This is a genomic window from Pseudomonas sp. B2021, from assembly GCF_018135665.1.
Lineage (GTDB): Bacteria > Pseudomonadota > Gammaproteobacteria > Pseudomonadales > Pseudomonadaceae > Aquipseudomonas > Aquipseudomonas lactis.
On the sequence record NZ_SMOF01000001.1, the window covers coordinates 473,539 to 485,753 of the forward strand.

13 protein-coding genes are annotated in these 12,215 nt (G+C 57.7%); 6 read left to right on the top strand and 7 right to left on the bottom strand.

Annotated elements, in window-relative coordinates; all coding sequences use genetic code 11:
• Positions 1–14: 14 nt before the first annotated feature.
• Complete coding sequence (locus E1K68_RS02120; RefSeq protein WP_212613733.1) at positions 15–794, bottom strand: EAL domain-containing protein; 780 nt, start codon at positions 792–794, stop codon at positions 15–17.
• 116 nt (positions 795–910) lie between these two features.
• Here E1K68_RS02120 and E1K68_RS02125 point away from each other — a divergent pair, with 116 nt between their 5' ends.
• A complete protein-coding gene (locus tag E1K68_RS02125) occupies positions 911–1,318 on the top strand; it encodes a S4 domain-containing protein (protein ID WP_003187681.1) in 408 nt (135 codons plus the stop codon).
• A gap of 75 nt (positions 1,319–1,393) precedes the next feature.
• Here the strand turns inward: E1K68_RS02125 and E1K68_RS02130 are convergent, their stop codons facing one another.
• Positions 1,394–2,197 carry a phosphatase PAP2 family protein gene (locus E1K68_RS02130; RefSeq protein ID WP_094775498.1) on the bottom strand — a complete coding sequence of 268 codons (804 nt, stop codon included), beginning with the start codon at positions 2,195–2,197 and terminating at the stop codon, positions 1,394–1,396.
• Between the two features lie 124 nt (positions 2,198–2,321).
• On the opposite strand from E1K68_RS02130, the gene hslO reads away from it, so the two are divergent.
• Together hslO and E1K68_RS02140 are read left to right on the top strand one after the other, a co-directional pair.
• Positions 2,322–3,224 carry an Hsp33 family molecular chaperone HslO gene (hslO, locus tag E1K68_RS02135; RefSeq protein ID WP_003187686.1) on the top strand — a complete coding sequence of 301 codons (903 nt, stop codon included), beginning with the start codon at positions 2,322–2,324 and terminating at the stop codon, positions 3,222–3,224.
• Positions 3,225–3,403: 179 nt separating this feature from the next.
• On the top strand, positions 3,404–4,945 hold the full coding sequence (locus E1K68_RS02140; protein ID WP_003187687.1) for a phosphoenolpyruvate carboxykinase: 1,542 nt from the start codon (positions 3,404–3,406) through the stop codon (positions 4,943–4,945).
• Positions 4,946–5,004: 59 nt separating this feature from the next.
• Here E1K68_RS02140 and E1K68_RS02145 read toward each other — a convergent pair whose 3' ends face one another.
• The 5 genes from E1K68_RS02145 to E1K68_RS02165 form a co-directional block, all read right to left on the bottom strand.
• Entirely contained in the window at positions 5,005–5,868 is an 864-nt protein-coding gene (locus E1K68_RS02145; protein WP_244858765.1) for an EamA family transporter, read from the bottom strand.
• 160 nt (positions 5,869–6,028) lie between these two features.
• Positions 6,029–6,385, bottom strand: coding sequence for a DUF1493 family protein (locus E1K68_RS28120; RefSeq protein WP_212614867.1), 357 nt, complete (start codon positions 6,383–6,385; stop codon positions 6,029–6,031).
• 677 nt (positions 6,386–7,062) lie between these two features.
• Positions 7,063–7,359, bottom strand: a complete 297-nt coding sequence (locus tag E1K68_RS02155) for a hypothetical protein (RefSeq protein WP_212613734.1) — start codon at positions 7,357–7,359, stop codon at positions 7,063–7,065.
• A gap of 300 nt (positions 7,360–7,659) precedes the next feature.
• Entirely contained in the window at positions 7,660–8,259 is a 600-nt protein-coding gene (locus E1K68_RS02160; RefSeq protein WP_192002171.1) for a putative adenosine monophosphate-protein transferase Fic, read from the bottom strand.
• A complete protein-coding gene (locus E1K68_RS02165) occupies positions 8,259–8,429 on the bottom strand; it encodes a YhfG family protein (protein WP_003187692.1) in 171 nt (56 codons plus the stop codon). Before E1K68_RS02165 ends, E1K68_RS02160 begins: the two co-directional genes overlap by 1 nt.
• A gap of 175 nt (positions 8,430–8,604) precedes the next feature.
• On the opposite strand from E1K68_RS02165, the gene E1K68_RS02170 reads away from it, so the two are divergent.
• From E1K68_RS02170 to E1K68_RS02180, 3 genes are all read left to right on the top strand, one after another.
• Positions 8,605–9,780, top strand: a complete 1,176-nt coding sequence (locus tag E1K68_RS02170) for a tetratricopeptide repeat protein (protein WP_212613735.1) — start codon at positions 8,605–8,607, stop codon at positions 9,778–9,780.
• Positions 9,781–10,005: 225 nt separating this feature from the next.
• The gene (locus E1K68_RS02175; protein WP_003187695.1) at positions 10,006–11,943 is read left to right on the top strand and encodes a RecQ family ATP-dependent DNA helicase; all 1,938 of its coding nucleotides are present in this window, start codon (positions 10,006–10,008) and stop codon (positions 11,941–11,943) included.
• A gap of 12 nt (positions 11,944–11,955) precedes the next feature.
• Positions 11,956–12,215 (top strand): thioesterase family protein (locus E1K68_RS02180; protein WP_212614868.1); only part of this gene is annotated, 260 nt, incomplete at its 3' end.

A 12,215-nucleotide genomic window follows, 5' to 3' on the forward strand; every position in this document is an offset into this window, starting at 1 on the left:
ATAGGGTTAACCGGTCAATTTGCCCAGGCTTGAGGAGATACCTCAGCCAACGCTTTGAATGCAGGCTTGGCGAACCAGAAGCCCTGCATCAGAAATATTCCGCAGTCGGATAGGAAGTCGCGCTCGCCGGCACTTTCGATGCCTTCGGCGATGACAGTAACCCCCAACTGCTCACAGATTGTGACAATTCCCTGGACGATCACCTGACGGACACGATCCTGGTCGACATCGCGAATCAGCGCCATGTCGAGCTTGATCAAGTCAGGTTGGAAATCGGCCAGCAGGTTCAGCCCCGAATAGCCCGCGCCGAAATCGTCGATGGCGGTCTTGAAGCCGAATTCGCGGTATTCACGCAGAATATTCGTCAAATGGCGATAGTTATCTACGTGCTCGCTTTCCAGGGTCTCGAAAATCAGCCGGTCCAGCGGGAAATTGTGCGCCCGGGCTGCCTCCAGAGTGCTGCGGATACACAGTTCCGGGCGATATACGGCATTGGGCATGAAGTTGATGGAAAGGTGAGTCTGCAGGCCCAGGGCTGCGGCACCGGCGATGGCTTTGGTCCGGCAGCGCTGGTCGAAGCGGTAGCGATTGGTTTCGTTGACCTGAGCCAGCACCGACAGCGCGCCTTCTCCCTGGGTGCCGCGTACCAAGGCTTCGTGGGCGAAAATAGAATGATCGCGCAGGTCTACGATAGGCTGGTAGGCGAACGCAAAATCGAACCCCAGCGGCTCGCTTTGCTGGCAACCCACGCACCGCTGGTTGGGCGAGGTGAGTGAAATAGGAAAGTCGGTCACGGCGTATCCTCGCGAAAACAGGGTGCTACCTGGCGTATCTTAGGTGAGCCTTGGGGTTTATGCGTCGAAGGGTTTCAACGGTAAAGTTGCGACATTTTTCAGAGCGAGGAATTCAAGTGGCTCAAAAGCAGGAAGAGCAAGAGAAGGTCCGGTTGGACAAGTGGTTGTGGGCAGCCCGGTTCTACAAGACCCGCGCCCTGGCCAAGGCGGCTATAGAGAGCGGCAAGGTGCACCATCGCGGCGAGCGCTGCAAACCGGGCAAGGAACCACGCGTCGGTGACGAGTATCAGATTCGTACAGGTTTTGATGAAAAAACCATCGTGGTGCAGGCACTTTCCATCGTACGCCGCGGCGCGCCTGAAGCGCAGGTGCTGTATGCGGAAACCGAAGCCAGTATCGCCAAGCGTGAGAACGCTGCGGCCATGCGCAAGGCGGGTGCTTCAGGCTTGACCACCGATGGCAAGCCGAGCAAGAAGCAGCGCCGCGATCTGTTCAAATTCCGCGGCAGCGGCAATGACGATTGATTGCACGAATCGCCTATGCAAACTCGATCAAAAGTGGGAGCAAGCAAGCCCGCTCCCACTTTTAGCCCTGAGGAGTTACGCAGTTGTGCGCATCACACTCAACCGCCCAATAACGGGCAACTTGCTCAGTAGCCCGAAAAGCGGCGCCGTCATGCGCAACAAGGCGCCCGACACCTTCGCCGCAAACGGCGTGTAATATCCCCAGCCCAACGCCAGCAGCGCCAGCAGTACGCCACCGATGTAGTCGTCCTGTCCCCAATGCGCGCCCGCGACCAGCCGCGGCATCATGAACAGCAGCGCCAGGCCCCAGATCACCAGCACCTGGCCGATGCGCTTGGCAAATACGGTCATGAACATCCCCCAGATCAACAGCACCGAAGCGTGGTCGCCGGGGAAGCTCTGGCTCGAACGGTCCTTCAATTCCCAGGTTTTCTCCAGCCCTGGGAAAAAGTCGCTCATTTGAATCGCGCCGCTGATGACCATCGACGGGCTACTGTGCTGCCAGCCCATGTGCGCCGCGAGTTTGGAGAACAGCATGCGGATAAACAGCAACAGCAGCAGGATGCCAAGGAAGCCAAAAAACGCCTGGCGCACCTGCACGGCCTTGAACACCCAGTCGCCGCGAATCAGCAGTGCCAGCAAGATCACGCCGACCACTGCATCAAACGGCCGCAGGCTGGCCACGGCCCATACATGCAACCAGGTCGAGTTTGTGGCCAATGGGCCATTGAGCAGGTGAAACAGCCACTCGTCGAAAATTACACAGAGCATTTGGCCCGTGGGCCACAGCCAAAAACACAGCAGCCCGATAGCGAGTAGATTGCAAAGAGCCCATCGCCGGAGGTTCCAGTTGGCTTGGAACAAACCCGGATTGTTCATAAACTGTCCCTCATCGCTCTATTGTGCTCCTTGAATTCAGGAGAAGTCGCACCAAGATGGTGCTAAAGCGTTTAATTTTATAAACCTTGTAATCATTTTGTCATCACTTCAGATACCCAGACCTATGACTGATCTACCGGATACCGACTTCACCCAACGCTTCATCTTCGATGAGAGCGATGCCCGCGGCGAGATGGTTTCGTTGGAGCTCAGCTATGCCGAAGTCCTTGCCAAACACGCCTATCCGGAGCCGGTCGCGCAATTGCTCGGCGAGTTGATGGCCGCCGCGGCGCTGCTGGTGGGCACCATGAAGTTCGACGGTTTGCTGATCTTGCAGGCGCGTTCCGAAGGGCCGGTGCCCATGTTGATGATCGAGTGCTCGAGCGAGCGCGAGATCCGTGGCCTGGCTCGTTATGACGCTGAGCAGATTGCTGCAGACGCTACCCTGGCCGACCTGATGCCCAACGGCGTCCTGGCACTGACTGTCGACCCGACCGAAGGCCAGCGCTACCAGGGTATTGTCGACCTCGACGGCCAGACCCTGTCGGAATGCTTCACCAACTACTTCGTCATGTCCCAGCAAGTGGGCACCAAGTTCTGGCTTAACGCCGACGGCAAGCGCGCTCGCGGTTTGCTGGTGCAACAACTGCCGGCCGATCGCATCAAGGATGAGGATGACCGTGCCGAAAGCTGGCGGCATATCATCGCCCTGGCCGACACCTTGAAGGCCGAAGAACTGCTGGGCCTGGACAACGAAACCATCCTGCACCGCCTCTACCACGAAGAAGCCGTGCGCCTGTTCGACGCACAAGGCCTGCGCTTCAATTGCAGCTGCTCGCGCGAGCGTTCCGGCAACGCGCTGGTCAGTCTGGGCCTGGAAGATGCGCAAAATCTGGTGGTGGAACACGGCGGCCATATCGAGATCGACTGCCAGTTCTGCAACCAGCGCTACCTGTTCGATGCGGCTGATGTAGCGCAATTGTTCGCTGGCGCAGGCAGCGACACCCCTTCCGACACCCGCCACTAAAACGTTTAAGCACAGGTAAATCACCTGACAAACGCCGGATTAGAGGTGTTCTGACGGGAGGGCCCTACTCTTTTTGGGCTTTTCTGGCATAATCCGGCCCACTTTTTTCGCGGTAGTAGTGCGCAACTTTCTACTACAAAACGTTTGGAGCACTCGGCCATAGGCCGACGGGGAACCTCATGACGCAAGCCAATAACGCCGTATACACCGATCTGAGTGTTGACGATCTGGTCAAAGAAGCCCTGCAGCGCGGTGAAGGCGTGCTTGCCGATACTGGCGCGCTGGTCGTAGAAACCGGTCATCGCACCGGTCGTTCGCCGGTTGACCGTTTCATCGTTGAAGAGCCTTCCACCCAGGACGCCATTGCCTGGGGCCCGATCAACCGCAAGTTCCCGGCCGACAAGTTCGATGCTCTGTGGGCTCGCGTCGAGGCCTTCAACAACGCGCAAGAGCATTTCGTTTCCCATGTTCACGTAGGGGCTGCAGAAGACCACTACCTGGCCGTGAAAATGACCACCCAGACTGCCTGGCAGAACCTGTTCGGTCGTTGCCTGTTCATCAACCCGGCCCAGTACAACCCGGCCGGTCGTGACGAGTGGCAAGTGCTCAACGTGGCCAACTTCGAGTGCGTGCCAGAGCGTGACGGCACCAACTCCGACGGTTGCGTGATCCTCAACTTCGCCCAGAAAAAAGTACTGATTGCCGGCATGCGTTACGCCGGTGAAATGAAAAAAGCCATGTTCTCGGTGCAGAACTTCCTGCTGCCGGCTGCTGACGTGCTGCCAATGCACTGCGCCGCCAACATTGGCGAAGCAGGCGACGTGACCCTGTTCTTTGGTCTGTCCGGCACTGGCAAGACCACCCTGTCGGCCGACGAAAGCCGCTACCTGATCGGTGACGACGAGCACGGCTGGGGCGAAGGCGTGGTGTTCAACATCGAAGGCGGTTGCTATGCCAAGTGCATCGACCTGTCCGAGAAGAACGAGCCCGTTATCTGGAAAGCCATCAAGCATGGCGCGGTGCTGGAAAACGTCGTGATCGACGAGGCCAAGCACGCCGACTACGCCGACGTCAGCCTGACCCAGAACAGCCGTGCCGCCTACCCGCTGGAGCACGTTGCCAAGCGTTCCGAAAAGAACCTGGGCGGCGAGCCAAACGCGGTGATCTTCCTGACTTGCGACCTGACCGGCGTACTGCCGCCTGTGTCGATCCTCAGCGAAGAACAAGCGGCCTACCACTTCCTGTCCGGCTACACCGCTCTGGTGGGCTCGACCGAAATGGGTTCGGGCAGCGGCATCAAGTCGACGTTCTCCACCTGCTTCGGCGCACCGTTCTTCCCGCGCCCGGCCGGCGAATACGCAGAGCTTCTGATCAAGCGCATCCGTGGTTTCGGCTCCAAGGTCTACCTGGTCAACACCGGCTGGACCGGCGGCGGCTACGGCGTCGGCAAACGCTTCAACATCCCGACCACTCGCGGCGTGATTGCAGCGATCCAGAGCGGCGCGTTGATCGGTGCGCAAACCGAACACCTGGACACCATCAACCTCGACGTGCCATTGGCCGTACCGGGCGTTGAAACCGGCCTGTTGAACCCACGCAACACCTGGGCTGACAAGGCTGCCTACGACGAAGCGGCGAAGGCGCTGGCTGGCCTGTTCATCGAAAACTTCAAGAAGTTTGAAGTCAGTGATGCGATCAAGGCGGCGGGTCCTAAGTTGTAAGATTCGCTGGTTGTAAAAAAGCCGCCTCTTAAGCAGGCGGCTTTTTTATGGGCGAACGATTAGTCGGCGATGTGCAGTACCACTGCACCGACCAGCACCAGCACGACGCCTGCCACCTGCACCGCTGACAATCGTTCCTTGAAAAACACAAACCCCAGGATCGCCGCAATCCCTCCCGACAGCGTACTGATCACCGTCACCACCGACACCGAGCCGGCCATCGCGCCCCACGAAAACGCCGAGAACCCGCCGAGGTTCATCAAGCTCGCACCGGTCAACGTCGCGCAGTTTTTCAGTGGCGGGATCTTCAGGCCATCCTTGATCTTCAGCACCATCCCCACCAGCACGCACAGGCCCACGAGGTAACCCAGCCACAACATGCTGATCGGCCCCAACGCCGGCAGTGTGTAGCGGCCTTGCAGCCAGAAACTGGTGCCGTACAAGGTTGCGGCGAACATGGCGTAGGCAATCGACAGGCGCGGGTTGTTGTGGGGCGTACCGTTGTCCTTGTGGATGCTGGACAGCACAACGCCGATCAAGCACAGGGCGATGCAGCCCAGTTGTATCAGGCTGATGTGTTCACCGCTGGCCCAGGAGAGCAGGGTGGTCACCACTCCATAGGACGTCACCAGCGGCGCGACGATGGCTGCTTTGCCCAAGGCAAAGGCTTTGGACAGCGCAAGGGCGCCGGACACCGTCAGCAGAGCGGCGGCGACGCCCAGGAGCCAAACGCTTAACGGTGCATCAAGGGATTTGAAAAGGAAGGCCGGGAAAATGACCAGCAGGAAGGTCATGATCAAAAAACCGAGAGCTTGGCCGAAATACACCGCGCGTTTAACGCCAACGGCGCGGGCGTTGAGGCCCACCAGAAAGTCCGTGCCGCCCCAGAGCAGAGCGGCCAGCAGGCCCATTGTTACGTCCATGTAAGGTCCTTGTTATTTATACGGCTCGTCAGATGAGCGCAGATCCACTGTGGGAGCGGGCTTGCCCGCGAATGCAATGTATCAGTAACGCAAATATTGGCTGACACGCCGTATTCGCGAGCAAGCCCGCTCCCCCATTTTGTGCTCAGTGTTGCTCAGGTCAGCTCAGGTTTTCCAGCGCCTGCGTGTCCCAGCGGTGGGTCTTGATCGCCAGGTAGAGCATACCGATGGTCAGCGGGATTTTGTCGCCACGGCCTTTGGCGCGACGCTTCAGGAACACGTCGAACACCGGCGGCTGGAAGTAACGATAAGCGTCGTAGTCGCTTAGGTCGACCCGGAAATCCTGTTCCAGCGCCTCCATGAATTGCTTGGCCTCAACGCCATCGCAAGCAAGGTCGAAGTTGAGCGAGGTTTGCAGGCTAATGGTCTTGTGTTTCGGCAGACCGATTTCTTCATGCAGCAATTGCAGGAGTTGCTGCATGACAGGGTCTTCGGGGAAGTTGGGGGCCAGGTTCATGGTTGGGGTGCGTAGGAGTGGGTGAGGAGGCTTTTTACGTTGCAGGCGGTATTTGTTTCGCGTGATGAAGAGAGCCAAGCCTATCAAAAACAAGGCCAGGGGAAGAAGTTGAATGTTCAGGACAATGGCGATGTAGGGTAGCCAGAACAACAGAAGCAGTCCCGTTACGATGAAGGTAACGGCGAAACGCGTTCTTAACGTGCAGTCAGTGATTTTGTAATACAGCAGCAGATGGAGAGCGAATAATAGCGCTGTTTGTAGGTAAAGCCATTGACTAAAACTCATCTGGAGTACACATGCATTGAGACGCTTGAGCGCTGCGGGCCTATGCCACCGCTGACCTGAGCATCCAGGCCAATGACGATGTCTGCGCTGTGAAAGTTGCGGATCCTGCGAGAAATCAAGTTGATAGGAGGTTATTTTCAGTCGGCTACGCGTAACTGGTATAGAGGGTTGAACGGGTATTTGAAGCAGTTTGGGAAACGGACGACGTGACGTTTGGCGGTGTCTTACAAAAGCCTCCGGCATTTATGGCTTGCAACGATGTAATGGGTAAAGCTGATCAATTGTAGGAGCGAGCTTGCTCGCGAAAAACTCAGGGGCGCCGCGTTTTTTCTGATTTACCGCGTCATCGTTGGCGATTTTCGCGAGCAAGCTCGCTCCTACACAGGTGTTGCTTAGACTTGCGCTTGTTCAGGTTGCAGCTGAACGTGTTGCGCGGCTTCCAACAAATCACAGCCGTCCTGAACGAGCGGGTACAGCGCATTAATGATGTGGGAAATGTCTTTGAGGTCGGCGTGGTCGAAGGTCAGGCAGGAGAAGGTTTCCAGTAAGTCGCTGGCAGCGCGGATACGCTGGTGGGCGGCCGATTGGATATCTTCAGCTTTGGCTGCAGTGTCTATGACAAGAGGGTGGGTGGCGGTGAAGTTGGTGCGTAGCTGACGATAGCGGTCCATCGTTTCAGGTATTTGCATTTGAACGTACTCGGTTTGCTGTTAGGTAACCGACATCACCGTGGCCAAACGGTGGGTGGCGGACTGTGCGCGGGTTGGCCAGCCGGAAACAGCAATCCGACACGTCCGAAGACGTCCCACACACAGCCGCCATAGCAGTGCGTTACGAGACGATAGACGCTCGCAAGGCAAGTAATGGCACTTATGTGTGCTGTTTTCAGGTGACCAAACCCGGTCGCTGAATCGGCAGCGACGAGCCGAACCTTAAAAGTGAGTTTGTTCTCGAGCAATAAACAGATAGTTTAGTCGTTCGAAGTTCGATCAAGCACTCAGAAGCCTACCGATACACCGCTCAAAAATCGCTTCCAATCCCCGATAGTCACACGCCACCGCGTCAATATTCGCGGGTATCCAGGCCGCATGTTTTACCAGCCACCAATTCACCGAAAACCCCGCATTCACGATGATCTGTTCAAACAGGATCCGCTGCGCCCGTCCATTCCCCTCGCGGAAGGGGTGAATGACGTTCAGGTCGCCATAAGCTTCAGCGATTTGGCGCACAAGATCAGCCTGAGTCGCACCGACATACCAATTGGCGTCTTGCATATGCCGGACGATTTTCGCCGCTTCTGGTGGAATACGCTCCGGGGTGCAAAACAGCGTGTCGCCTTTCTGGATGTTGACGCTGCGCAGTTCGCCGGCCCAGTCATAAATGTCACCGAACAGTATGCGGTGAATGTGTTGCAGGCGATCAAGGTCGTAGGGCGGCGGAAAGAGTGGAAGGTTGCCTATGGCGATTTCGGATAATTCCCGCTCGGCCTGGTGCAGGCGTGCTTCATCGAGTAAATCGAGGCGGTTGCGCAGGATGCTGCTACTGGGATAGCAGTACGGGTCCTGGCCCACCCCGTATTTGTCGAGCATCAGCGTGAGGTGTTGCGGTACTTGGCAAGGACGGCTTCGCGTGTCGGCAGGGGTTTGTCGACGTCGGTCGGTTGGGTATCGAACCCTTCCAGGCGCAGGCTGGCCAGGTAATTGGAACGGCGGATCTTGTGATAGTGATCCTGTTTTTGCTCAAACGTCAGTTCGCTCATCGCTGCGTCCTCTTGGAAAGCAAGGCTTGATTGTAGCGCAATGCGTAGCTCGGTAGGCGGGATAAAAACCCCGTCACAATCTGTATAAAAAATCTGCCAGCGAGCTCATTTCAGCGTATGTTTCACCGCAAAATCTTGTAGGGCGATTCCGCCCACTACTTAAAGGGAGTTAAGCATGGGTTTGCTGCGTGTCGCCTCGGCGATGTCTTTGTGTGCGGTGGCGTTTTCTGTCCAGGCCGAGCAGTTGCCGATTGAGGTGCTGAGCGCGGTGGTCAAGGACCAGAAAATCGCCGATGCCGAAGTTTTGCTGCAACGTAACGGCGCACAGAACGTGGTGGGCCGTACCAACGCGCAAGGCCAGGTCACGCTGACCAGTGAGGCGGCTGACGATGCCAGCAACCTGCTGATCATCAAGAAGCATGGCTATTCCAACCTGGTGGTGAAGTGCCCGTGCAAGGGCATGACCTATGCCATCAGCCCGGTGATGGAAAACCTCGACGGCCTGCGTGTGGTGTTGACCTGGGGCAGGGCTCCGCGCGACCTCGACTCCCATATGATCTTCCCCGGCAATAACATCTTCTTCAACAATAAAAAGGGCACCGACGCCGAACTGGACGTGGATGACACCGACAGCTATGGCCCGGAGACCATCACCCTGCAGAAAAAGCATTACGGCGAAAGCTACGTCTATGCCGTGCACGACTATTCCAACAGTGGCTCTCCCACCTCCAGCGAGTTGTCCAACAGTGAGGCCAAGGTGTTCGTGTATATGGGGCAATCCCTGGTACGCACCTACTATGTGCCGCAGAACCGCACCGGCAACCTGTGGACCGTATTCCGCATGACCGGCAGTGGTGACTTCCAGGACATCAACACCTTCACCGGCGTGAGAGTCGGCGCCGAAGATGTGCTCAACGAGGTCAAGCCGTTGCTGGATGACAGCGTGGCCGTCACCGCCGTGACGGTGAGCTCGTCGGTACAGGCCGATGCGAAAAAGCTGAACCTCAAGGGCGAAGCGGCCTACCAGGCCGGTAACCTGGACCAGTCCATCGACTTCTTCCGTCAAGCCATCGAGCTGGATAACAGCTTCGGCAAGGCTTACGGCAACCTGGGCCTGGCGTATCAGAAAGCCGGCAATACTGCGGAGTCGATCTGGGCCAACCGCAAGGCTATCGCCCTGGCCACCGGTACCAATGCCGCGACCGTGCGTGCCGGTGCCTACTACAACATTGCACGCATCTATGAAGCGGCCGGCCAGTTCCCGGATGCGTTGCGTCATTACCAGTTGGCCAAAGAGCAAAAGGCCAACCCGGTGTATGACACGGCGATTGAGCGGGTGCAGAACCGCTGATTCAGCTGTAGCTCGGTTGTGAAATGTGGGGGAGGGCCCGCCAGCTCCCACATTTTTGTCTGCTACGTCCTGCTACTTTCTCGGAAAATTCCCACTTCGGCCCTGGGCCATCCCTCCCCCTGTGTATCATCCTGTCTCTTTTTTCCTTGCGACCTTTCTCGATTCGCCGAACTTACTGGGCTACGTTTTTAAGCCACGTTCAGCGGTCAATGGAGTGACAGCCTTATGCACGACACCCTCCAGCAGGTCTTTGGTTACCCACACTTTCGCTTGGGCCAGGAAGAGACGGTCAGCGCCGTGCTGGCTGGGCGTTCTGCCGCCGCCATTTTCCCTACGGGGTCGGGCAAATCCTTGTGTTACCAGTTGTCGGCCGTGTTGCTGCCGCACCTGACGCTGGTGGTGTCGCCGTTGCTGGCATTGATGCAGGACCAGTTGGGTTTCCTGCAGCGCCATGGCATTTCGGCGGGCAGTATCGATTCGGCCCAGAGCCGTGATGAAGCCAATGATGTCATGGCCCGTGCGCGATCGGGCGAGCTCAAGATCCTGATGATTTCCGTGGAGCGTTTGAAGAACGAGCGTTTCCGTAATTTCCTGAACAGCGTGCAGATCTCGTTGCTGGTGGTGGACGAGGCGCACTGTATTTCCGAATGGGGCCACAACTTCCGCCCGGATTATTTGAAACTGCCGGACTACCAGCGCCAGTTCAACATCCCGCAGGCGCTATTGCTGACGGCCACGGCCACACCCAAGGTGATCGCCGACATGCAGGCCAAGTTCGCCATTGCTGCCGAGGATGTGGTGACCACGGGCTTCTATCGCTCCAACCTCAACCTGCTGGTGGAACCGGTCAGCGGCCACGACAAACGCCGCAGGCTGGTGGAGTGGATGAAAGCGCGGGCCAACCAGCCGAGTATCGTCTACGTCACCTTGCAGAAAACCGCCGAGCAGATTGCCGAGCATCTGAACCGCCACGGCATTCAGGCCGAGGCTTATCACGCGGGGTTACCCCACGAAAAGCGCGAAGGCATCCAGCAGCGTTTCATGGGCGGGCGTTCCAATTGCATTGTCGCAACCATCGCGTTTGGCATGGGCATCGACAAGAGTGACATCCGCAATGTCGTGCACTTCGACTTGCCCAAGTCCATCGAGAACTACAGCCAGGAGATCGGCCGCGCCGGGCGTGACGGGCAGCCGTCGGATTGCCTGGTGTTGGCCAACCGCGACAGCCTCAATGTGCTGGAAAACTTTGTGTACGGTGACACGCCGGAGCAGGAAGGCATTCGTCGTGTGCTGGAGGAGTTGCAGGCCGCGCGTAGCGAAGGGCAGTGGGAGTTCTTGCTCAGGTCGCTGTCGGACCACAGCAATATTCGCGAGCTGCCGCTCAAGACGCTCCTGGTGCAATTGGAGCTCAAGGGCGTGATCGCACCGCGCTATGCGTTTTATGCGGAATACCGGTTCAAATACCTGATCGAGCCCGAGGCCTTGCTGGCGCGCTTTTCTGGCGAACGGCAGCAGTTTGTCGCGGCGATCATCCAGGTATGCAAGCGCGCTAAAACCTGGGCGACGGTGGATTTCGACGCGCTTTATCAACAGCACAATGCCGAACGTAGCCGGGTGGTGAAGGCGCTGGATTATTTTCAGGAGCAGGGCCTGATCGAGCTCGAAAGCAAGCAGATGACTGAGGTCTACAGTTTGCTCGACACCGATTTTGACCCGCAGGCGCTAAGCGCCGAGTTATACACAGGCTTCAAGCAGCATGAGGTGACGGAGGTCGCGCGGATCCACACTATGCTCGACCTGTTCGCCACTGAGCACTGCCTGGGGCAACGCCTGGCGCGCTACTTTGGTGATGAAAATGCGCCCCAGCGTTGCGGGCATTGTTCGGTGTGCTACGGCCAGGTTGCCCATCTGCCGGCACCGCCGAGCCTGCCGTCGCTTGTGGATAAAAACTTCATGGGGCTGTGCGGTGATTTTATCCACAGGCATCATGAGTACACGGGGCACTTGCCGAATGCGGAGCGTTTGACGCGTTTTCTTGGCGGTATCAGCGTACCGTTGTTTACCAAGTTGAAGGCGCGGGGCATTCCCGGTTTTGCTGCGCTGGAAGACTATCCCTACGCCGAGGTGCGCGACTGGGCCCATGCTCAATTGGATCAACTTTGACGAGACTTGCCGATGCCTGACTCAACGCCTGTGCGCGACGATTACCGCCACTTCCAGCCGATCACCACGCGTTGGCACGACAACGATGCCTACGGCCATGTGAATAACGTCACCTACTACAGCTTCTTCGACACCGCCGTTAATACCTACCTGATCGAACAGGGCGGGCTGGATATTCATGACGGTGAGGTGGTGGGGTTTGTGGTGAGTTCGGCCTGCGATTACTTCGCCTCGATTGCTTTCCCTGAGCGCATTGAAATCGGCCTGCGGGT